Here is a 23,051-nt window from a genome sequence, read left to right as displayed (position 1 = left end):
GCTTTTCTATTGGTTATCACCATATAGTGGTCTCTCACCCTTATTATTCGGTTGTGTTTGTTTCTATGCCTAATACCAATTTGACTCACCACTTCTTAATTGCGGCGCCAGAGCTGTCAGACCCAAGGTTTGAGCAGGCGCTCATCTATATCTGCCGCCATGATAAGCATGGTGCGCTAGGTCTGATGGTCAATCGCCCATTAGAGCAAGCACGAGTGGGCAAGCTTCTAGAAGATTTAGATATTGAAGTGACCAATCCGCAAGTGATGGAAGATGTGGCTTTAGAAGGTGGCCCTATGTATCCTGAGGTCGGCTTTGTGCTGCATACAGGTCAGCCTGAATGGGCGTCCTCTTTTGCGATTTCAGAGAATGTCTGCATCACCACCAGCCAAGATATTCTAAAGCGTATCGCGGCAGGTCAAGGCGTCGGTCACTATCAACTGTGCTTGGGTCATGCCAGCTGGGGCAAAAAACAGTTAGACCAAGAACTGGGTAATGGTGATTGGCTCGTCTGCCCTGCCGATCTGACTTTATTGTTTGATACGCCGTTCGAAGAGCGCTGGCAAATCGCCGCTGACAAAATCGGCGTCAACTTTGACTATCTTAGCAGTGACATCGGTCATGCTTAATAGCACATGCTCTATGAATACAGATAAAAAAGGATAGCCTTTAATATGGTAGATAGCCCTTTTATAGCAAATGATGAAGATACCATTGATGATGACATTGACACTAATGGCAAGGTTAGTGGCAATATGAGTGACATTGAGATTGATGCCATTGAACCAAAGATCAAACCGCATCTTATTTTGGCGCTAGATTATGGTGTCAAAAAAATGGGCATGGCACTCGGTAATAGCTTGACCCAAACCGCACGCGCCTTTGATATTTTAGCGATGAGTAATGGTCAGCCCGACTGGGACAATCTCATCGGTATTATAAAAGTCTGGGGCGTGGCACAGGTGGTGGTCGGCCTGCCACTTAATATGGATGGTAGCAGTTCCATGCTCTCAAAACGCGCACATAAATTTGCGCGGCGTCTGGCTCATAGAATTATGGAGCAGCATCTGCCAGTGACCGTATCATTATGTGATGAGCGTTTAACCTCTATCGAAGCAAGAGAAATCGCATGGGACAACGGCTGGATCAAGCATGAACGTGATCCGATTGATGATATCTCTGCGTGTATCCTGATGTCGACCTACTTTGCGGATCCAAATAGTAGTATCGCTATTGATGCGGTCAAAGCAGACTAATTAGGCAAGATAGGTAGAAGACACTGTTATTTCTGTCGCACCATTTTGCTACATCGTACCTATTCACAGATAAATGACTGATTACTATGACCACTGCCCTAGACCAAGACTTGCATACTAAGTCGCAACATGGTTTTGCCCCGCTTGCTATCGCTCGTATCAAGGGCGCACAGCGAGCCAACCAGCTGGCGATTTATCTGATTTATGCGGCCATTTTTGCTTTTGTGGTCTTTGGTACCATCGCTAGTATCAAGGCCTTTCATGACAGTCAGCTGCTTTATCAACTGTTTTACAATCTGCCCTACGCATTGGTTGCGTTGACCATCCCCATTACGCTTTATGATGCTTTTGTGGTTTATCGTTATCGCTTAAACCAACCCTCGATGATTGCCATGAGTATTGGCGTATCGTCCATCATTTTGCTTGGCGGCTTATTATTTGCTGATACAGCATGGCTGGGATTATCCTGCTGGGTGGGTGTGGCATTTTTATTCAAAGTCAGTTTTAAGCGCTTTTTTAACTTCTTAGACGTGGCAAACACTGACAAAGAGGCAGCAGCCGTAGACGATCTAGACAGTACACCTCAGTAAGCGATTAAACAAACGATCCATTCTTTAACCTACCTACTTAGTTTTACGATAATGACTATGACTACTTCTATACCAGATACGACCATCGACCATCACCTAGACACGCAGGGGCTGATCTGTCCTGAGCCTGTGATGATGCTGCACCGAGTCATCCGAAAAGCAGATAGCGGTGAGGTGATTGAGATACTGGCCACTGACCCTGCTACCACCCGCGACATTCCAAATTTCTGTCGTCATCTGGGTCATGAGCTGATGACTCAAGAAACATTGGCAGAAAATATCAGCCTAGATACTGACCCTGATGAAATCACTGTTGATGGCGATGACACCACGCCAGCAAGCGCCACGCTCTATCGCTATGTGGTGAAGAAAAAAAGTGGTTAACTTATATCTGACCTATATCCGAGCATCCTATGAGTCGTGACCGCGCCGTACAGCAAAGGCAACCCAAAGCGCTGGCAGTCGATGATGAGCCGTCTTATATGACGGAGTTTCGTCAAGCCATGCTAGCACGTGGTTTGGCGACGCGTACCCGTAATGCTTATGTGCGCGACTTGCGTTCTTGTGAGTTGACCAACCCACTCGCCCTGACCCGCTGGCAGCCTGATGATGTGCTGCACTGCCTTTCACTGCTTGCCCAAGATGGTAAAACCCCACGCACCCAAGCGCGTATGCTCTCAAGTCTGCGTCAGTTCTATTTATGGATGATAGCGAGCAATCTGCGCGAAGACAATCCCTGCGAGCGTATCAAAAGCCCAAAGCTTGGACGTCCGTTGCCAAAGGATTTGGCCGAGGCTGATGTCGATAATCTCCTTGCCGCACCTGATACCAGTACGGCGCTTGGACTGCGTGACAAAGCGATGCTAGAAGTGCTCTATGCCTGCGGTTTGCGCGTCAGTGAGCTGATTAATCTGTCACTTGAGCAAGTGAACCTAAACGCAGGCTGGCTACAAATCACAGGTAAAGGCAATAAAACCCGACTGGTGCCACTCGGTGAATACGCAGCGGACGCACTGGAAGATTATCTGTCTCATGGGCGCAGCGATCTGATTGCCCATCTAAAATCTGGTAACTGCCAAGCGGTATTTCTGACCGCGCAAGGCGGCTATATGACGCGGCAAAACTTTTGGTATCTTATCAAGCGTTACGCCAAAGTAGCCAGTATCGACAAAGAACTCTCACCGCATACGCTGCGCCATGCCTTTGCCACTCATTTGCTCAATCATGGCGCCGACTTGCGCAGCGTACAGCTATTGCTTGGACACAGTGACTTGTCCACGACGCAAATCTATACCCATGTGGCGACAGCAAGATTGCAGCAGCTACATACCGCGCACCATCCACGTGGTTAGCGCGAGCGCTTAATTTATATATTGACTCATCAGCAAAGGACCATACTGTGCCGCAAGCTCAGCCATCATCCAAGCCCACTCTCACCAAAGCGCAAGCATTTGCGTTAAAAAAATTGACCATTATGGGTTATTTGGAAGGCACGTCTTTTTTGCTGCTGCTAGGTATCGCCATGCCACTCAAATATATGCTGAATATGCCTGAAATGGTGGGCTACGTCGGGCCTGTGCATGGAGTGTTGTTCATCGCCTATATTGTGGTGCTCTTTATCACGGCACATAAAATCAAAATGCCGCTGTGGGCGCTCCCTGCTGGTGTGCTTGGTTCATTTTTGCCCTTTGGTCCATTTGTGTTTGATCATGTGTTAAAGAAACGGTTGAGTAAGTAGTCTAGAAATTATATTTTTTCTCTATCACTATTTTGGGATTACGTGCTTGTATCTCTTGATAAAAGCGCGGCTTGTCTTTTGGCGATATCAATATTTCTTTGTTTCGATATTCTATTTTAAGTCTATCCAATGATAGTGCTGGTGCAGACGTCATGCTTCGAGTTGGCGTAATATATGTGATATCTGCCAGTTCAATGGTTTGAGTAGACAGACCACTATCCACATATAGCTGGCTATCGGTTAGGGTGTATTTAGTACCAAAAAAAGGCATAAGCATCAGTGCTGCAAAAGGCAGTAGGATAATCATTAGCAGTATGTTTCGCATACGTGAATTACTTTTGCCCCAGCGCCATTCCCATAATGGAATGAGGATAAGTGATAAACTACCGACCCATAAAATCAACGCGATCCAGAAGTCGACTTTAGATACAAATATAATGTCTGCCATACATACTACTTCAGAGCTATCAGGTTAAAGTTGAGTGTAAGCCTCTCACCTAATCTTGCCAATATCTTTTTTTCTATGTATTTTCTACATGCTAAATTTGGCAACCATAATGATTCCCGTAATACGATGCTGCAAACCTGCCCTTTTCTCGCTACAATACTCGTCATACGATGCGCACTGTCTAATTAGACAACGCACCCCCTTTTACCTATCTATTATCCGAGAATCCTATGAGCCACCCACTAAATCATAAGCCACCTGCTGACCTGCTAAAAAATGCCCAACATTGGCGCGAAGACATTAACTTTCGCCAAGACGTGCTGGGTAAGCCGTTTGATTTTGCAACCACGTGGGGTATTTTTTCACCGCAAAAGCTCGATGACGGTAGCCTGATGCTGCTTGATTATGTGGATTTCCAAAACGATGATGATTCAATCGATTTGGGCTGTGGCTATGGCGTACTTGGTATGACAGCCGCGCGTGAATGTCCAAATGGTCAGCATACCTTGATTGATAAAGACTTTATGGCAGTAGAATATGCTCGCCGTAACTGCGAAAAAAATGGTCTAAAAAACGTCGATGTGCATTTATCAAATGGCTTTAATCATGTGGCAGCGGACAAAGACTTTAGCCTTGTGATGTCGAACTTGCCCGCCAAAGTTGGCAAAGAGCAACACTATCTGTACTTCCTTGATGCCTATGCACGCATGCGTCAAGGTGGCCGTTTTTATGTCGTGACCATCAATGGCTTGCGCCAGTTTATGAAGCGCTCGTTTACCGAAGTGTTCGGCAATAGCGAAAAGATCAAACAAGGCAAAACCTATACGATTACTATGGCGACCAAAGTTTAGTCTTCAGCATCCAACCATAAAAGATCGTCATAAAAAAGCACGCTAAAATAGATCTAGCGTGCTTTTTGTTTTGTATGACCAACTGTCTTTCTACATCTGGCGTTTTATCAAATAACCACCCAATAGCGCACTGCCTATTATCGGTAACAACACCATCAGCATGGGCGAAAATCCTGTAGCAAGCGATATAAATCCGACCAAATCCTGAATATAGCTAAAGAGCAAGCCAAACAGCAAAGCCACCACGATGCGCAAGCCCAAACTGTGCGTCCGTAGCGAGCCAAAGACGAATGAGCAAGCAACAATGACCAGTGACAATATTGATAAAGGTGATAATAGCTTTTGCCAAAACGCCACTTCATGATCCAAGGAGCGCTTGCCCTGCCCTCGCATAAACTGACGATGCTCGTATAGTTGCGTCAGAGACAAATCCTCTGCCTTGCGCGTCAGTAGATACACAGACTCTGGAGCGAATGGTAAGCTGAGCGTATCTGATGGTGAAACGGCTTGGCTACTCTCAAAGCCCTGATTAATGCTAAGCTCGACCATATCGTTCAGCTGCCATTCGTAGCGATACTGCTCGCTTGGCTTGTCACTGGTCACATCGATAGGCTCACGCCCCGTATATTTTCCGCCATTAGCATGTACAGCGGTTTGCAGATTACCGTTGTTATCTAAATGCCAACGTTTTACCTCGCCGATATTACCCTGAACATCGGCATAATCGATATATAAAATATCACTGCCATCAGGTGTGGCGCTGCCATCTTGTGCATTTTCAAAGCGTGGCTGCACCGTCCAATAGCCGCGCACCGAAGTGACTAGCGATGTGTTGTCCTCATCGTTTATTTGCTTTGCCAATTGATTGGAATGCGGTAGCACGAACTGATTAATCGCCAATGCCAGTAGCACAAAAATGAAGGCAGGTTGTAACACCCAGCCGACGATACGATAGATGCTGACCCCAGCCGCACGCATGACGACCAGCTCACTTTTATTAGCAAGTAAGCCCAATCCTATGACGGCACCGAGTAGCGCACCCGTTGGGATGAATTGCTCTAAGAAATAGGGTGATCGATAAAAGATATATTTAAGTGCCTGCCCCATCGTATAACGGTCATCTAACGAATCGAGCTCTGATAGATAAGAGAATACCAGCTGTAACGCCCATAAACCAACGACGGCCGCGATAATAGCAAGTAAGGCGTTGAGTTTGACATAACGGCTGAGGACTTTTAAATTGGCAGGTTTTTTGGCCAGCTGACCAGCCCCTGCAGACTTAGCAAATAAAGAGCGCATTAAGACTGCCCTCCTTGTGAGCTATTGTGTTGATTGTCCAGACTGCTGATAGGCGCGGCGACGGCTAATCTATTTTCTTGTTTACGAAAGCGCAATCGATGTTGCACACGGCTGCCCCAATTCAAATAAAGCGCTAGTGCCATAAAGCCTAATACCAGCCATGCATATGCCCATACGCTAATACTGCCTTTGCTCACTGCGTTCTTAAGCGAGATGATGCCTAGCGCACAGCTGACAAATAATAAGATAGAAGGAAATAGACGCAGCCAACGCCCTTGACGTGGACGCACTTGCGCAAGCGGTACAGCCAGCATCGGTGCGATAATCATCAGCCACGGCAGTGCCAGACGGTAGCCAAGCTCACCTTGAGCAGCACGCAGCGCGTTATTTGTACTGGTTTGTGCATCACCCGTTGCCGCTTGCCATAGAGGTCCAATTGCTTGGGTTTCAATATTGTCTTCAGTAATGACCTCTTGCGAGGATTCAGTAAGCGTGATGCGATAACGGTCAAAGGCGACTTGATTGTATTTCAAGCTGCCTGCACCCACCTCATAGCGACGACCTTGAAATAGATCCAACTGGGTCACACCACTATTGCCAGTATTGACCTGTTCAGCACGCTTGGCGAGCGTGATGGTATCTTTACTGATGTTTTTTGCATCTCTATTTATAATATCTTTTGGCATATCAGAGATGCCCATTTGATCAGCGGTTTCTTGATCAATCGTATTATTCATATCAGCGCTTTTGCCAGCATTACCCTTTGGCGTCGGTTCAGATTGGATCAATATCACATCTTGTAGTTTTTTCTTATCATCGCTGAGACTACCCACGTATAGATGGTAGTTATCGCTGCTTATAAACTCATTTGGGCTAATCAGATCGAACGCACTGGTCAATGCTTGCTGCTGCCATACCGCCTCAGATGAGCGTACGCCCCATGGTTTGCCTACGATAGATAGCGCCGCCTCACCAACAAACAACGCTAATATCAATGGTGTCATCAGGCGAGCCAGCCTACCGCGAGACACCCCACTGGCATTGATGACAGCCATTTCTTGATCGACATATAAACGACCAAACACCAGCATCAACGCGATAAAAAAGGCCAGCGGTAATATCAATTCTAGAAAATACGGCAGGTTGTACCCGATGATCGTAAACAGCAGGCCAATATCCAAACGTCCTTCAGCAGCAATGCCAAAATAACGTATCAAACGACCGCCAAGCATCATTACTACCAAAAACCCCAGCACCAAAGCAGTGGTCGAGGCAACTTGTCGAGTCATATAGCGGCGTAATATCACAATGGGTACTCTTAAACAGTTGGTATGCGCATGATGGATTGGGGGATCTATCGTCATATTTGAGCACAATAACAATGCATCATAGGCATCGTATACGTTCAAATAATACTGACAATTACTGAGTGACTGATTAGTCCTACTCAACAAACACAAGCGACAAATATAACCGCTAATCCTAGCATGTTTTGCCTAAAAATGGCTGTGAAATGTGTTTGCAAACATTACGTACACTTTACTGATAGCACATTACTATCGGTAGACGATAAACATATCAAATATTGGATAAATCGTTAATGAAATCTTATATGGAATTGGTTTAACAGGGTTTTCTCCAATACGTTTTTTATTTATTTAGTTTGGAAAGGTTTGTTTGTCATTCGTATCATCGAATCTCTATCTCTGTTATTAATTGCTAAACTGACTGACGGATAAAAATATTTTTATGTCATCTAATGTAATGGAGAATACCAATGACTAATACCACATCTACGCCCGCAACCCTACTTGAACTCGCTGGTGGTCAGTTCGATACACTTGATTGGTCAAATTGCGCCCTCGTACTTATCGATTATCAAAACGAATACGTCGATGGTGCCATGCCATTAGGTCAAGCAGGCGCTAAGGCCATCGACAACGCACGACTATTGCTGGATAAAGCCCGCAAGCAAGATGTCCCTATCTTTCACATCACCCATCATGGTGCAGAAAATGGTAATGTCTTTGATCCTTTATCATCTAACGTCGAGATCGTCGAAGAGCTACAGCCGCAAGATGGCGAAACCGTGATTGCCAAAAACCATCCCAATGCGTTTTATGATACGCAGCTACAATCACTACTCTCGTCTGCAAACAAACAACAAATTATTTTTGCAGGTTTCATGAGCCACATGTGCGTAAGTTCCAGTGTGAGAGCTGCCTTTGATCTGGGTTTTGACAATTTTGTCTGTCACGACGCCTGTGCCACTCGCGATCTCCCAAGTGCTACTAGAAAAACCATCAGTGCTGAGGTCATGCATGACACCGCGATGGCAGCGCTACAAGACAGGTTTAGTGCGTTAGTAACGACTGATGAGTTGGTGAAAGGTTAGCGTGAATCCCTAACCACTGATCAAGTAAAACGGTTCCGACATTTTACCTAAACGGTGCAAACTGCGCACCATCATCGCAATATGCTACACTATCGTGATTGCTCTACAAGCCAAATAATCCAATAATCTAACAGGCACCAGCAATTGCATCATTTTCATAACTCTAATAAGGATAACTATATGAATATCAAATTATCTCAGCACCTGCCAAAGACGCATACGCAAAAAATCCTCAAAAAAGAAGCCAAAAGTAAAGACGACGCTTGTCTGGTGGTCTTGGTCGATGATAAGAAAAACATCCTTGCCAACTCCATGCTGACAGACTATACCGCTCGTATTGAGCAATTGATTGAAGTCTCTCATTTTAAGGGCACAGCCTGTGAGACCGTTGCTGATTATGCATTGGCAGGGGATAAAAAAACCACCAAACAAAACCCTGTACAGCTATTGTTGGTTGGTGTTGGTAACACGGACAAATTCAGCAATACCGTACTGCAAAAAATTGCCAAGACCATCTATAGCAGCACGCAAAAGCGTGTATCGTCTATTACCGTTGCCTTAGGTGATGCGCTAGAAGAAAGCCATTTTGGTCAATTTGCCCTAAACCTATTGGCAGCCAGCTATCGCTTTGACAAATATAAATCTGAGCAAGCAACGCCTGTATTGACTGATGTTTATCTGTTAGCTGATAACTCACTACAGCCTGCACTCGCATTTGCTGAGGCAGTATTCGCCGGTCAAAGCCTCACTCGTGACGTCGCCAATGAGCCAGGTAATATTTGTTTCCCTGCATATATGGCAGAGCAAGCACAAGAACTTGCAAAAACCTATCCTGACCTATTGACTGTCAAGGTACTCGGTGAAGACGAGATGTCAGCGCTGGGTATGAACTGTTTCTTATCAGTGGCTCAAGGTTCTACCAAAGAAGGTCAGCTTGTCATCATGGAGTACCGCGGTAAATCCTCATTTAGTGCAAACGCTGGCACCACCGAGCAAACGATTAGCAACGCAAAAGTGACTGGTCTAAAAAAAGCGCTCACTGATAAACTACCAACCAAAAAATCCGCTAAGAAAGCCGGCAAAGCTAGCGACAATAATGCACAAGCTACAAATGATGATGCGCCTATCGTCTTGGTCGGTAAAGGCGTGACCTTTGATTCAGGCGGTATCTCAATCAAGCCAGGCGCGGCAATGGATGAGATGAAGTTTGACATGGGTGGTTCAGCCTCAGTACTTGGTACTATCAAAGCTTTATGTGAAGCACGTCTACCAATCAACGTGGTCGGTGCGCTCGCCTGTGCTGAGAACATGCCATCAGGTGATGCCACGCGCCCAGGCGATATTGTCAAAGCCATGAATGGTAAATCTGTTGAAATTCTGAACACCGATGCCGAAGGTCGCTTGGTACTGGCTGATACTTTATGCTATGTACAGCGCTATAATCCAAAAGCCATCATCGATGTCGCCACATTGACGGGTGCTTGCGTGGTTGCATTGGGCCATGTGCGTTCGGCAGTCTTTAGTAATGATGAAGATGTGTTATTTGATCTCGAGAATGCGAGCAACTTATCAGGTGATCTTATCTGGCACATGCCACTTGATGATGAGTATCAAGCACTGATTGACTCGCCAATTGCTGATATCCAAAACATCGGTGGTAAAGGTGCGGGCGCAGTGACTGCCGCTTGCTTCTTGTCTCGCTTCATTGAAGAAGGTCAGGCATGGGCGCATTTAGACATTGCTGGTACCGCATGGAACTCAGGTAAAGACAAAGCTGCAACTGGTCGTCCAGTACCGCTATTTATGCAGTACCTGAAAAACAGCGCGGATATGGCTTAATCGATCAATGGCAGTGCATTAACGACCGTCTATTGATAAATGCTATTTTATCAAATACTTTATGAAAACCATTCTATGAAGATCAGTTTTTATGTATTAAGTGAGAGTAAAGCCCAAGATTTCTTGGGCTTTATTTGTCAGTTGACTCAAACAGCGCTGAACAAAAGCACGCAGTCTTTGTTGATTTTGATCGAAGATGAAACGTTGCTAGCAGAGCTAGATAGAGCACTTTGGGCACAAGATGCCACGAGCTTTATACCGCATCAATGCCTGTCGGATATTCATTCTAAAGCCGCTGACTCTGACGCCGACAAATCTTTAGCGCCCGTATTGCTCGGCAGTTATATGCCAGCAGACTTTAATGGTATCGTGCTCAATACAACGACACGTCCGGTGACTGGCTTTATGGCTACGACCAATAATGCCAAGCCCTCTCGCGTCCTTGAGCTGATCCGACCTGATGCTACCAGTACCCAAGAAGGTCGCCACAAATATAAAGCCTATCAGCAATTAGGCTATGAGTTGACCCACTTTAGGGTATAGCGCTGCCGTTTATTTCTCTCTTTACCTTGTCACTACTTTTAACACGCCCTAGGCATTTTTGCTCATTTGCCTTCGTCTATACTTGCTCCACATTTGAGCACACTCGTTATATTTTACCTGTTACTTTTCACTTTATACGTCGCCTCCACTGCTATAGTCGAACCACTATTAAAGCGTTACAGCGTTAGACTCGTTTAGCCTACTACTGTAGTACTTGCACTCGTCTGCCTTGTACCACTTTTAATATTGATTGACTATATGAGCGGTATGCGAATATGTCAAAAAATGCTACCATCCCTCGATAAATTTTTGCTCAAACAATTCATTTACTTTTGACAGATGTCGAGGATGTACAAATGCGTTCATTGATTGCGGTGTATCAGCGTATCGGGCTGGTGCCGCTCATTATTATTAGTTTGGTGTTGGGGGTGCTGATCGGTTGGCTAGCACCAAGTATCGGTATCGCCATAGGGCTACTTGGTACATTGTTTGTTGGTGCACTAAAAGCCGTAGCGCCTATACTGGTGTTCATTTTGGTCATGGCGGCGATTAGCCAACATCGCAGTGGCAATGAAGTCTATGTCAAGCCTGTGCTCATCATGTATATGTTTGGCACTTTTTTGGCTGCCTTAACTGCCGTTGGTGCCAGCTTTTTGTTCCCCACTGATCTGGTATTGGTCAAAGCCGATATCGCGCAAGTTCCCCCCGCCGACCTAAAAGAAGTATTGACCAACCTATTGATGAATTTGGTTGCCAATCCGGTCAATGCCATCGCTGAGGCCAATTATATCGGTATCTTGGCATGGGCCATCATCATTGGTTTTGCGCTACGCCAAGCCAGCGACACAGCCCGCAATGTCGTTGGTGACTTTGCTGATGCTATCTCACAAGTGGTCAAGTGGATTATTGCCCTAGCGCCTTTTGGTATTTTGGGTCTGGTTGCCAGTACGGTCGCTGAGACAGGCTTTGCCTCGCTAGCAGGCTATGCCCGTATTTTGATGGTACTGATCAGCTGTATGCTGTTTATCGCTTTGGTCGCAAACCCTATTATCGTGTTTGTTAAGACGGGCAAAAACCCTTATCCACTTGTGTTCAGATGTCTACGCGAATCAGGAATTACAGCCTTCTTTACGCGCAGTTCAGCCGCCAACATTCCTGTGAATATGAACCTAGCGCGTAAGCTTGGATTGCACGAAGATACTTACTCAGTGACCATCCCGCTAGGGGCAACTATCAACATGGCGGGTGCGGCGATTACCATCAACGTGTTAACCCTTGCTGCCGCTCACACCTTGGGCATTGAGGTGTCTTTTGCTTCAGCGCTTCTATTGAGTTTGGTGGCGACGATTAGTGCTTGCGGTGCTTCTGGTGTTGCTGGTGGTTCGTTGCTGCTCATTCCTTTGGCAGCGAGCTTATTTAGCATACCGAACGACATCGCCATGCAAGTGGTTGCCATTGGTTTTATCATCGGTGTGATTCAAGACTCGGCAGAGACGGCTCTGAACTCGTCAACTGATGTATTATTTACCGCAGCAGCTGATCCTACTTATTCACGTTAATTTTTAGCAAAGCATTTTCTGTCGATAAAAAAAGGCCTAATAAAGGCCTTTTTTTGTGCGGTATTTTTAGGTCTTAACTACTTTATACTGTCGATCTCAACCTCTATGATAGGCGTTTGGCGCTCAGACTGACGTTTGAATTGACGCAGCTGCTCAACCTCATCTAACAGCTCAAGTATCAAGCCAATGGCAGGCACGCTGGCATCAAAATCACGGCTGAGTCGTGAGGCACGGCGCACGGTGGTCAGCTGATAGCCAGTGAATTGCTCACGTTCTGGCACATCGTATTCAATAATACTTTCTTCAATCAATTCGATGACCCATTGGCGCTCTTGGCCACAAGCAGAGACAAGCTCATCTAAGCTCATAATGATATCGGTAAATTCAGGCGAGTGTTTCATAGCTATTATCCTCGTTTTCTCTTTATTTCATCCTTGGTGCATTCATCTCTATGGCTAACTATCATGATGAATGTCGACCATCAAGCGCATGGATTAACGGTTGATAGTGGTGTCGGCAAAGGCTTGCTTGAGCTGCTCATAAGCCTGTCTTGCCGCATCGCTACTGACATCAGGGTTAATGATATTTAAGGTCAAGTATAAATCGCCCGCTTGCTTGGCAGGGATACCTTTGCCCTTTAGACGCAGATTGCTACCAGACTTACTGTTTTTGGGTATGGTCACACCAAGTGTGCCAGCTGGCGTGCTGACATTAATTTTTTCACCCAATGCGGCTTCCCATGGTGCGATATTGACAGTCTGGTAAACGTCTGCACCTTCGATACGGATATTGTCATCATGGCGGATTTTTACTTTTAAGAACAAATCACCATTTTTGCCATTACTACTGCCAGCAGCACCTTGCCCGCTCAAGCGAATTTGCTTGCCATCGGTAATGCCTTTTGGAATTTTAATTTTGAGCGTTTTGTTGTCGTAGCTCACCTCGCCATTAGGCTGACGCACAGGAACGTTTAACTTGATGCTGTAATCGTCCCCTTGATAGACCGAAGACAGATCGACCGTAATCTCGGCATGCTGGTCCTGACCTTTACTATCTTGCGTCCCAAAACCGCCACCGAAAGGGTCAAACCCTTGGCTTTGAGAGCGACCACTGGCTGAACCACGCGCCCCGCGACCAAACGCTGAAAAAATATCATCGAAACGAAAGCCGCCATCGCCAAATGCTTCGCCATCGCCGAACTGGCCTTTGATATCCTCCCAGCGAAAACCGCCTTGCGACGTTCCTGCCTGACCGCCAAAACCACCAAAACCGCCTGCACCACCTTGTCCAGCGAACGGGTTGTCCAACATCGCATCGTATTCGGCACGCTTGTCTTTATCTCTAATGGTTTCATAAGCGTTATTAATCTCAGCAATCTTACTATCCGCGTCTGGATCATCGCTGACATCAGGGTGAAATTGACGCACAAGCTTACGGTATTTTTTTTTGATCTCGGCGTCTGTGGCGTCTTTTTTGACCCCTAAAATGTCATAGTAATTTTTTTCTGCCATGTTATTTTCCTCAACATAAAAACATATCAGTCATACCGAAATGCCAACTGTAGAATGGATCATATCGATCAATATTAGTGTTCGGTATAGTCATTTTTTATAGTCCATACTTTATGATAGCAATAATCAAAATAAACACCGTTATAAAAATATTACCAGTTATCTTACCCATTCATTGCAGCATCTCTGTCATCACTGATGACCAATACTCACCATAAAAAAAAGAGCAAACAGTGACTGTTTGCTCTTTTTTTAACGGCTCTAAGATACAGCGCTCAACATCGATCAATTAATGGTCAAAATAAATGATGTGAGGTATTGATAGCGTCTCTTATCGACAGAAAACTTTAGCCGTACGAGGGGTATAAATACCAAAAGTGACCAAACCTAGTGCGATGTCCTTGGCTTCTTGTACTGTTTGAACTTTGGCAACATTTTGTGCGCCGCCGCATACTTCAGCAGCGTTTACAGTCTGTTCTTGCCCAATACCGCCAATAAAGAAGGTCTGTGACTTAGTATATTCTGGAGTGGTATTTTGAGTTGGTTGAATAAGACCTGTTTGGGTTGCACAACCTGATACCAATAATACTGAACCCATCACTGCCATTGTTAGTAGTTTTTTCATATTCATTATTCCTTACTTGCAGTAAACACGGACTTGGCGTGGGGTGTAGATACCTGAAGATATAAAACCTAGCGCAATATTGATAAAGTTGCTTTGCGTTTGGATACTAGCCACATTCTCTTTGCCTTGGCAAACTTCGGCCGCATCAATGTCTTGTTCTTGACCCAAACCGCTGACAAAGAAAGTCTGCATTTTATCAGCATCAGCCTTTGTAGCGGCTGTCGGTGCAGTCGATGAAGACACAAGATAGTTTTGCGTCGCACAACCTGATGTCAAAACAGCGAGCAATGCCACAGCAACAACTTTTTTCATACGTGACTCCATTAGTTAATATTTGTTGGGTCGAAAAGTCTAAGCTTAAAGTCTCTTTTATGCAACTGTTTTGTAATAAAACTTATAGAAATATATCTCTATAGTAAATATTGCTCTAGATGACTTCCTAGAATACTTTATATCACTGACTTTTATTGATGTAACGAAAATTGAAAAATATAAGATAAAGACAAAAATAAAGCCGCCTAATGATTACTAAAAGTGATTAGATCGTCTTTTTTACTCAATGATTGTTGTTTATATTTACTGAAATATTCCAACCTCTGTTTTTTAACAGCCATGAACCACCATGTTTTTCTTAACGACTCGCCATACGATATGACCAGTTTTCTCAAACAGCCCAAAGCAATCAATAATTTTGGTTTTTTTACAGTTTAGTAATAAAATAGAAACTTTTTATTACAATAAAACAGACTGTTTTCGGTAGGCTTTTCGCGGTCAAAACTTACTATATCGATAGTATTCGTATTTATATAACACTTATTTACATTTTGTTATTTACTTTCTGGTTTCTTGTTGACTTCTTAATAAGAACCATTCTCTATAAGTCTATCTTCAGTACTCATCCCTCCATTATTTTTAGTCAAAAATGATATTTTTTCCTTAAAAAACAAGCGTTTGACCTCGTGAGTTTTTTACACGGCTGTAATAGTTTGACAATCTATATCTTGTAAAATCCCCTCCTTATTCATACTCATAGGGGTATGACAACATAGGCAAGCATCGCTGTCTATTTCATAAATTGCTTATAGGTCATGAATGTCACATTTAATTAAGTCTTTGGTTGTCACGTTATCACTATTACTGAGTACCACAGTTTTTGCGGCCAATACCAGTTATTACGGCAGTAAGTTTCATGGTAAACGCACTGCAAGTGGTAGTATCTTTAACATGAACTCACTAACCGCTGCCCATCGCACGTTACCGTTTGGCACAAAAGTTCAAGTGACCAACCAAAAAACAAAAAAAAGTGTCGTGGTCAAAATCACAGACCGAGGCCCCTATATTCGAGGCCGTATTCTTGATTTATCGAAAGCTGCTGCTAGTCAAATCGATTGCCAGCTTTGTACGACCACAATGAAAGTACTGTCCTACGGTGATGGTAAATACCGTAAAGAATAATGTTGCAAAAAACGATGTAAAAAAGGGAGGGCTGATGCCCTCCCTTTTTTATGTTTGATTACTTACGACGAAAATCTCTTAACAGCCAAATCTCATATAACTTGCTACTAAAATTCCGCTTCCATCTCTTCCAGCGTCGTCATCGATAGCAGCAATTTTTCTTCGTTATCGCTGTGCTGCTGCTGTAGCGCGGTTTGCTCATTCAATAAGACCAGTAAGTCCGCCTTACGGCTTTCTTCGTACAACTTGGTATCAGCTAGCTTTTCCTCAAGCGTTGCAAGCTGCCCTTCAATCTTGGCAAGTGCTTTTTCTGTCTCTTCTATCTCGCGGCGGATAGGTGCAGTACGTTTACGCTGTTCAGCGGCTAATTTGCGTTGTTCTTCTTTACTAAGCGCTGGGGTCGCAGTGTTACTTTTTGATGTATTATCAGGTGCTGTATTGCTCACTTGATTAGTCACTTGGCTATTGCCTGTTTCACGTGAAACGAATTTTTTACTCTCTTTCTTGCTTTTCTTCTTACTGCTACTTTTGTCTTGTAAATTTTCTTGCTTACGCTTTTCTGCCAGCCATTTGCCGTAGTCACTGATGTCACCGTCAAATTCATCGATTTGACCATCATGAACGAGATACAGCTCATCACAGACATTGGCAATTAGCTCACGATCATGCGAGACCAGCACCACGGCGCCTTTAAAACCTTGCAAGGCGATCGTCAATGCTTGGCGCATTTGTAAGTCCAAATGGTTAGTTGGCTCATCGAGTACAAGGACGTTGGGACGTTGCCAAACGATCAATGCTAAGGTCAGACGCGCACGCTCGCCACCAGAGAATAGCTCACTAGGGGTGTCAATACGATCTCCGCGAAAATCAAAGCTGCCCAAAAATGAGCGTAACACGGCATCAGAGGTCTTGCCTGCTAGGCGGCGCAGCATTTCTATCGGCGTGGCTTTGGCATCCAAGATATCCATTTGATGCTGGTTAAAGTAGCCAAGTTTTAAGGTATCGGACACGCGGTAAGTACCTGACAAAATTTTCAGCTCGCCGACCAAGGCTTTAATCAAGGTCGACTTACCTGCGCCATTCATGCCCAATAGGCCAATACGCGTATCCGGCGTCACTTGCACATTGGCATCACGCAGTAGCGGCGTCTCGCTGTAGCCAATATCTGCATGGGTCAGCTCAATCAGCGGTGAGCTCATGTTTGCCGGTTCATAAAAGCGAAAAGAGAATGGGTTGTCAGCCATCATTGGTGAGAGCTCCGACATGCGCTCTAACTGCTTGATACGGCTTTGGGCTTGCTTGGCTTTACTGGCTTTGGCACGGAAACGACGAATAAAATCATCCAAGTGGGCGCGGGTCGCTTCTTGCTTCTCAAAGGCTTGCTGCTGCTGCGCCATGCGCTCGTGACGGGTGCGAATGAACTGTTGATAATTACCCGTATAAAGGGTTATTTTTTGCTGCTCGACATGCAAGATATGACCGACTGTGGCATCCAAAAACGCTTGGTCATGCGAGATGACGATGACCAGTCCAGTATAAGCATTGATCCAAGTCTCAAGCCAGAGAATGGCGTCTAAGTCTAAATGGTTGGTCGGCTCATCGAGTAACATCAGATCAGCGCGGCTCATCAAAGTTTTGGCGAGGTTTAAGCGCATGCGCCAGCCACCTGAAAACCCTGAGACAGGCAGCTCGTGCTGACTGGTGTTAAACCCAAGGCCTGCCATGATTTGTGCCGCTTTGGTTGGCGTACGGTAGCCATCGATTTCATCGAACTGCTGATGCAAGACGCCAATTTGCTCATCACTGACGCTACTTAAGTCATTGAGCGCTGCATTGATCTCATACCACTGCTCATCACCGCTCAACACGTAATCAATTGCCGTCTGATCACTGGCTCCGACTTCCTGCGCCATATGCGCGACATGCCAGCTATCAGGAATACTGACCTCACCTTTATCGAGCGTGACCTCGGTATCGCCTTTGCCCATTTGCGTCAACAATAAGGCAAATAAAGTCGATTTGCCGGTGCCGTTGTTGCCTGTTAAGCCAACTTTATGACCTGGATGTAGCTGAAAGCTTGCACCTGCAAACAATTCACGACCATCACGGCGAACACCAACGTCTTTAAATTCGATCATATAATTTCTTCATCTCAGCAATAATATAAATATAGGGCAATAAGAAACACACATAGGGTATGCCAACTGGCGGCTATTATTTCAAACGCTTGCCGCATAGGCAAACAATTAAATAACTATTTCAAAACGAAGTGTTTTAAAATTAAGTATTTATGCCAATGACCCTAGATTATATAATCCTTGTCAGCCTATCGATACGAATGACTAGGGCGTGTTGAACATTCGCAAATAGGCACTGCTGATCGCTAAAATTGTTCCAGACAAGGCACAAAGCGACGATAATGCAAATGCCTTAGCGAGATTTGTAACGCAGTATGGGGCAATTTTAGCATCAGCCCCAACGATAAAAGCAGGGGACAGGACTCTTTTTTGCCGCTTCATCGTTAAAAATAAGTGCTTAGAATGACTAAACTTATTATTTTTAACATCGAATCGCCTAAAAAATAGTCGCTGTCAGTGCCATGGTCGAATGTTCAATACGCCCTATAATAAGACCTTTGGCAGCCATATACTCTCGCACACATAATGAGTATAACCTTGATAGCTATAAAAGTTTTGATTCATCAGTTTTGGTAAGGACGATGACTCTTGACAAGCGAATCGCTACCCCCATTATGATATACTGCTAAAGATAAGTGCTTATCATCAATAAAGTGCTTTGGTGGCACAAACACCGTATTGATATCGCACAAACAGCTTATAATGCACCAATAGCTTTGCCATAACGACAGCACCCAATTAAATCAAACGCCGTGCGTATCTTTATTTGCAACCATTTTGTTGCAAACCCAAACAGGACGACGACCGCATTTGATCCTAGCAACTGAGGTAGATATGAACGAATCAGCCAACCAATTTAATCCAAGCTCAAATCAGCCAGTAGATCCTACGGTATTAAGCCTAACCGACAGTGCGGCACAAAAAGTACGCCGTCTGCGCGAAGAAGAAGGTGATAGCGAACTGATGCTACGCGTCTATGTGACGGGCGGCGGCTGTTCAGGTTTTTCTTATGGCTTTAACTTTGCCAACGACTTAAATGAAGACGATGCCAATTTTGATAATGGTGATGTGACCTTGGTTGTTGACTCACTCAGCTATCAATATTTGCAAGGCTCTACCGTTGACTACACTGAAGGGTTAGAAGGCGCACGTTTTGTCGTGACCAACCCCAATGCCACCACCACTTGCGGCTGTGGCTCGTCATTTTCTATTTAAACTGACGACAACGCCATGACTGTATGGATGATGCCATGGTGCGTTGGCACTGCATTTGATGGCTTATAGCATGACTGTCAAAGCATCTATCTTTGAGATAGATGCTTTTTTTGGCCAACGAATTTGACTTAAAATATTAAGTCAAATCTAGATTATTCGGCTCGCCCAAAGCTTATCGTATTTGTAATTGTTCGTGGTTTTAATCACGGCTTTGAGCTAAACTGACGGGATTATTGACCGAACATTTAACCCTTTTATGGACAAACGCCCATCGTGTTTTGATCTGCCATAATGAATAACAATAGATGACTATTATGAGTAATTTTGCGAGTAGCTTTGTTAATTTTGACATTCCCAATTGGTTTGACAGCCAGCATTTAACGGGTATGCTCCGCGGTATCGAAAAAGAAGGGCTGCGCGTGAGGCCTGATGGTTTTTTGGCACAGACGCCGCATCCAGCCAAACTCGGATCAAAATTGACCCATCCTTTTATTACTACCGATTATTCAGAAAGCCTACTTGAACTTATCACCGAACCAAAAGCTTCGCCAAAAGAGACACTCAATATGCTGCGTCAATTGCATGTATTGGTGTATCAAGGTATGCCGGAAGGCGAGCTGATGTGGCCACTATCTATGCCTTGTATGTTGTCTTCTAAAGATGAAGATATTCCACTGGCTGATTATGGTAGCTCTAATACAGGTAAGCTAAAAACCCTTTATCGCAGTGGTCTTGGTATCCGTTATGGTCGCCGTATGCAGACCATCGCAGGGTTACATTACAATCTATCTTTTGGTGATACGCTCTTTGAAACGTGGCAAGCGCAAACCCCAACGGCACAAGAGCAGACGCTAACAGAATTCAAAAACGAGAAATACCTAGGGCTTATCCGTAACTTTAAGCGACTGACCAGCATTGTGTTGTATTTACTGGGTGCAAGTCCAAGCGTATGTCCTTGTTTTGTTGCTGGGCGTGAGCATGACTTAGAGCTATTGAACGACTCAACCTACTATAAACCGACTGCCACCAGTCTGCGTATGGGTAAGCTTGGCTACACCAATAGCGTGCAAGAGCAGCTAGATATTCGTTATAACTATTTGCCAGAGTATGTCGCTGGACTACGCCGCGCGATCCAAACACCGCATGAGAGCTTTGCCAAGCTTGGTCTGGAAGATGAAGATGGCAACCCAATTCAGATCAATAATCATATCCTTCAGATAGAAAATGAATACTATAGCCCTATCCGTCCTAAGCAAATTGCGATGAGTGGTGAGACACCAACCGAAGCGCTTGAGCGTCGCGGTATTGCTTATGTTGAGTTTCGTGCTATTGATCTCGATCCCTATAGCGATGTTGGTATTCGTCTCTCTAGTGCTTGCTTTTTAGAAGTGATGGCGCTCTACTGTCTATTCAGCGATTCACCTGATTTGCTGCCTGAAGAAGAAGAAGCACTCGCTATTAATCTAGAGCGTGTGGTCAACGAAGGTCGCCGTGAAGGTCTGCACATCATCAATAACGGTCAAGAGCAATCGCTTGAGGGCTGGATGCTGATGCATCTGGAGCGTATGCAGCCACTTGCTGCATTGCTAGATGCTCATTATGGTGGCAATGACTACCGTGCTGCAGTGGCATTGATGCAAGGCAAAGCCGGACATTCTGAGTCGACGATCTCCGCCCAAGTGAACTCTGATAGCAAACGCTTAGGTAGTCTATGGCAGCTTGGTTTTACATTAGCGCAGCAGCATCGCGAGTCATTATTGCAGCAGACTCTCAGCCCAAACACCCAAGCGAAATACGAAGTATTGGCAGAAAAGTCTATCTTGCAGCAGGCTGAGATTGAGAAGTCTGAGACAGAAGACTTTATGGACTTTTTACAGCAGTATCGCTAAACCTGATTGCATCCTAACCTCTGTATAGATGAAACCATAAGAGTAACGCACCATGCGACAGCTGACCACTTACCGTAAATTACAAATATTTTTAGTATTGATGGCCATAATAGGCATGAGCTTTGCGCTGTTTTATTTACAGCGCCATCTAGGGCTTTCGCCTTGCCCGCTCTGTATTTTTCAGCGTATTGGTCTAATAGTCATGGGCGGTTTTGCGCTGATATCAGCATTGTTTCATCCAAAATCCAAAGTGGTGAAGTTGCTATTATGGCTTGGTAGTTTGGCAGGTATTGGCTGGTCTACTGCTGTGGCTATACGCCATGTCTGGCTACAGCACCTACCTGCCGATCAAGTACCGTCATGCGGCCCAGGCTTGGACTATTGGCTAGATACCTTGCCTATGTTGCAAGTGCTCAAAGAAGTATTTGCAGGTTCTGGTGAGTGTGCTTCTATCGATTGGACGTTTGTCGGACTTAGTATCCCTGAGCTGTCGTTGATCCTATTTAGCGTACTTCTTGTGGCGCATGGGGTGATATTGTGGCGTATCGTGCGACCTATCACCAACCAGTCTATTGCTCGATAGTTCATTAAAATCACTTTATATTTTACTGTTATCACTTCTTTCTAAACAGACATTCATATTTTTATGCAATGTCTGTTTTATTATCTGCGACTGTTAAACCTCTTTTATTACCTATGTTAGACAAACCGATAGAGCCTACTTTGCTATACCAAGCATATTGAACACAACAAAAAGTCCACAGATATATCTGTAACCCTTTGATACCTTTAGACAGCCTATTTTTTTAGTGGGTAGTTTTAGTGATCAGTTATGAGAGCTCTGTCGCTTTTGAGCGATAACTTGTCTACATTTCAAAGATCAGCTACGCTCTCAAATTCCAATATCTATATTATCGCAAATTTTATACGACCCCTTGTCTCTTTTTTGGCAACAAGATTATCTTGATAACGGTTGCCAGTGGCATAGGTGATTTTTAAAAACGCTATTCAAAAAACTGTTTTTGGTATGACCATGATATATCTTGCACCTATTTGCTCTACCACATCTACTGTCATTAGACGCTGGGGACCGTCCTTATTAGCGGTACCACTCTGTGTGCTATTGATAGGCTGTGATAGTGCCTCCTCGAATTCTGATCAAGACATGAGGACTAAAGCTTCATTTGTCGACGCATCAGCAGAGTCTGCTCCGCAGAGCACATCAGAAGAGATAGAAAGCGATAGTATGTCTGAGTCAAATCCTGATGACAGTTTGAATGAATCTACAGAAGGGCAATCACTTATTGCTGCTGCTCAATCCAGTAATGAGGGGCATATGCACCCTTCTACTATACACTCAGAATCGAACAGTAGTGCGCTACAAGCCACGCTAATGGGTGATTATGGCGGTATGGTGCCTTGTGAAGACTGCGATAGTATCGATGTCACTTTGAACCTATTTTCTGATGGCTCTGTACTAAAATCCAGCACCCATCACGATGCTGAACAACAGCGCGCACCGTTACTTGAGTCTGGCGTCTATCGTCAAGATAAAGACAAAATTACCATTGTATATGAAGACAAACATATTGAGTCTTATTATATTCAAGACAATCATCTGATTTTGATAGATGAGCAAAAAAACCTAAATAATGACTATACGTTGTCACGTAAATAGACAGCAAGTGCTTGGTATGCTG

24 protein-coding genes are annotated in these 23,051 nt (G+C 44.6%); 16 read left to right on the top strand and 8 right to left on the bottom strand.

Annotated features, from left to right (window positions below; genetic code table 11):
- The first annotated feature begins 65 nt into the window (after positions 1–65).
- From CUR83_RS01145 to CUR83_RS01120, 6 genes are all read left to right on the top strand, one after another.
- A complete protein-coding gene (locus CUR83_RS01145) occupies positions 66–629 on the top strand; it encodes a YqgE/AlgH family protein (RefSeq protein ID WP_071002612.1) in 564 nt (187 codons plus the stop codon).
- A 45-nt stretch (positions 630–674) separates the two neighbouring features.
- Positions 675–1,256, top strand: coding sequence for a Holliday junction resolvase RuvX (ruvX, locus tag CUR83_RS01140; protein WP_425301253.1), 582 nt, complete (start codon positions 675–677; stop codon positions 1,254–1,256).
- Between the two features lie 86 nt (positions 1,257–1,342).
- Entirely contained in the window at positions 1,343–1,846 is a 504-nt protein-coding gene (locus CUR83_RS01135) for a hypothetical protein (RefSeq protein ID WP_093069682.1), read from the top strand.
- Positions 1,847–1,903: 57 nt separating this feature from the next.
- Positions 1,904–2,230: a sulfurtransferase TusA gene (tusA, locus tag CUR83_RS01130; RefSeq protein ID WP_093069679.1), complete on the top strand. Its 327-nt coding sequence runs from the start codon at positions 1,904–1,906 to the stop codon at positions 2,228–2,230.
- A gap of 29 nt (positions 2,231–2,259) precedes the next feature.
- Positions 2,260–3,198 (top strand): site-specific tyrosine recombinase XerD, encoded by a 939-nt coding sequence (xerD, locus tag CUR83_RS01125; RefSeq protein WP_093069677.1) that lies wholly within the window; start codon positions 2,260–2,262, stop codon positions 3,196–3,198.
- Positions 3,199–3,245: 47 nt separating this feature from the next.
- Positions 3,246–3,584: a DUF3817 domain-containing protein gene (locus tag CUR83_RS01120; protein ID WP_093069674.1), complete on the top strand. Its 339-nt coding sequence runs from the start codon at positions 3,246–3,248 to the stop codon at positions 3,582–3,584.
- Between the two features lies 1 nt (position 3,585).
- On the opposite strand, the gene CUR83_RS01115 is transcribed toward CUR83_RS01120, so the two are convergent.
- The gene (locus CUR83_RS01115; RefSeq protein WP_093069671.1) at positions 3,586–4,032 is read right to left on the bottom strand and encodes a PH domain-containing protein; all 447 of its coding nucleotides are present in this window, start codon (positions 4,030–4,032) and stop codon (positions 3,586–3,588) included.
- Between the two features lie 230 nt (positions 4,033–4,262).
- Between CUR83_RS01115 and CUR83_RS01110 the strand changes: the two genes are divergently transcribed.
- Complete coding sequence (locus tag CUR83_RS01110) at positions 4,263–4,883, top strand: class I SAM-dependent methyltransferase (protein ID WP_093069669.1); 621 nt, start codon at positions 4,263–4,265, stop codon at positions 4,881–4,883.
- Between the two features lie 90 nt (positions 4,884–4,973).
- Here CUR83_RS01110 and lptG read toward each other — a convergent pair whose 3' ends face one another.
- Positions 4,974–6,182, bottom strand: a complete 1,209-nt coding sequence (lptG, locus tag CUR83_RS01105) for an LPS export ABC transporter permease LptG (protein ID WP_093069667.1) — start codon at positions 6,180–6,182, stop codon at positions 4,974–4,976.
- Entirely contained in the window at positions 6,182–7,471 is a 1,290-nt protein-coding gene (locus CUR83_RS01100) for an LPS export ABC transporter permease LptF (RefSeq protein WP_093069847.1), read from the bottom strand. The genes lptG and CUR83_RS01100 overlap by 1 nt, the downstream gene beginning before the upstream one ends.
- A gap of 488 nt (positions 7,472–7,959) precedes the next feature.
- Here CUR83_RS01100 and CUR83_RS01095 point away from each other — a divergent pair, with 488 nt between their 5' ends.
- The 4 genes from CUR83_RS01095 to sstT all read left to right on the top strand — a co-directional run bounded on the left by CUR83_RS01095 (position 7,960) and on the right by sstT (position 12,518).
- Entirely contained in the window at positions 7,960–8,577 is a 618-nt protein-coding gene (locus CUR83_RS01095) for a cysteine hydrolase family protein (RefSeq protein WP_093069664.1), read from the top strand.
- A gap of 180 nt (positions 8,578–8,757) precedes the next feature.
- Positions 8,758–10,416, top strand: a complete 1,659-nt coding sequence (locus tag CUR83_RS01090; RefSeq protein WP_071002620.1) for a leucyl aminopeptidase — start codon at positions 8,758–8,760, stop codon at positions 10,414–10,416.
- Between the two features lie 75 nt (positions 10,417–10,491).
- Positions 10,492–10,959: a DNA polymerase III subunit chi gene (locus tag CUR83_RS01085; RefSeq protein WP_058025860.1), complete on the top strand. Its 468-nt coding sequence runs from the start codon at positions 10,492–10,494 to the stop codon at positions 10,957–10,959.
- 356 nt (positions 10,960–11,315) lie between these two features.
- A complete protein-coding gene (gene sstT, locus CUR83_RS01080; protein ID WP_284718903.1) occupies positions 11,316–12,518 on the top strand; it encodes a serine/threonine transporter SstT in 1,203 nt (400 codons plus the stop codon).
- Positions 12,519–12,595: 77 nt separating this feature from the next.
- Here the strand turns inward: sstT and CUR83_RS01075 are convergent, their stop codons facing one another.
- From CUR83_RS01075 to CUR83_RS01060, 4 genes are all read right to left on the bottom strand, one after another.
- Positions 12,596–12,919 (bottom strand): chaperone modulator CbpM, encoded by a 324-nt coding sequence (locus tag CUR83_RS01075; RefSeq protein ID WP_071002623.1) that lies wholly within the window; start codon positions 12,917–12,919, stop codon positions 12,596–12,598.
- Positions 12,920–13,012: 93 nt separating this feature from the next.
- Positions 13,013–14,029: a DnaJ C-terminal domain-containing protein gene (locus CUR83_RS01070; RefSeq protein WP_284718902.1), complete on the bottom strand. Its 1,017-nt coding sequence runs from the start codon at positions 14,027–14,029 to the stop codon at positions 13,013–13,015.
- A gap of 331 nt (positions 14,030–14,360) precedes the next feature.
- Entirely contained in the window at positions 14,361–14,654 is a 294-nt protein-coding gene (locus tag CUR83_RS01065; protein WP_071002625.1) for a Bor family protein, read from the bottom strand.
- A 12-nt stretch (positions 14,655–14,666) separates the two neighbouring features.
- A complete protein-coding gene (locus CUR83_RS01060; protein ID WP_058024719.1) occupies positions 14,667–14,966 on the bottom strand; it encodes a Bor family protein in 300 nt (99 codons plus the stop codon).
- Between the two features lie 780 nt (positions 14,967–15,746).
- On the opposite strand from CUR83_RS01060, the gene CUR83_RS01055 reads away from it, so the two are divergent.
- Complete coding sequence (locus CUR83_RS01055) at positions 15,747–16,109, top strand: septal ring lytic transglycosylase RlpA family protein (protein ID WP_071002627.1); 363 nt, start codon at positions 15,747–15,749, stop codon at positions 16,107–16,109.
- A 107-nt stretch (positions 16,110–16,216) separates the two neighbouring features.
- Here the strand turns inward: CUR83_RS01055 and CUR83_RS01050 are convergent, their stop codons facing one another.
- A complete protein-coding gene (locus tag CUR83_RS01050; protein ID WP_093071304.1) occupies positions 16,217–18,247 on the bottom strand; it encodes an ATP-binding cassette domain-containing protein in 2,031 nt (676 codons plus the stop codon).
- 834 nt (positions 18,248–19,081) lie between these two features.
- On the opposite strand from CUR83_RS01050, the gene erpA reads away from it, so the two are divergent.
- The 4 genes from erpA (at position 19,082) to CUR83_RS01030 (ending at position 23,029) form a co-directional block, all read left to right on the top strand.
- The gene (gene erpA, locus CUR83_RS01045; RefSeq protein ID WP_058024722.1) at positions 19,082–19,462 is read left to right on the top strand and encodes an iron-sulfur cluster insertion protein ErpA; all 381 of its coding nucleotides are present in this window, start codon (positions 19,082–19,084) and stop codon (positions 19,460–19,462) included.
- 314 nt (positions 19,463–19,776) lie between these two features.
- The gene (gene gshA / locus CUR83_RS01040; RefSeq protein ID WP_284718901.1) at positions 19,777–21,351 is read left to right on the top strand and encodes a glutamate--cysteine ligase; all 1,575 of its coding nucleotides are present in this window, start codon (positions 19,777–19,779) and stop codon (positions 21,349–21,351) included.
- Positions 21,352–21,403: 52 nt separating this feature from the next.
- Complete coding sequence (locus CUR83_RS01035; RefSeq protein ID WP_284718900.1) at positions 21,404–21,934, top strand: disulfide bond formation protein B; 531 nt, start codon at positions 21,404–21,406, stop codon at positions 21,932–21,934.
- A 582-nt stretch (positions 21,935–22,516) separates the two neighbouring features.
- Positions 22,517–23,029 (top strand): copper resistance protein NlpE N-terminal domain-containing protein, encoded by a 513-nt coding sequence (locus CUR83_RS01030; RefSeq protein ID WP_284718899.1) that lies wholly within the window; start codon positions 22,517–22,519, stop codon positions 23,027–23,029.
- Positions 23,030–23,051 lie beyond the last annotated feature (22 nt).

Source organism: Psychrobacter pocilloporae (genome assembly GCF_029872915.1).
Taxonomy (GTDB): domain Bacteria; phylum Pseudomonadota; class Gammaproteobacteria; order Pseudomonadales; family Moraxellaceae; genus Psychrobacter; species Psychrobacter pacificensis.
This window is presented reverse-complemented; position numbering and strand designations above follow the sequence as displayed.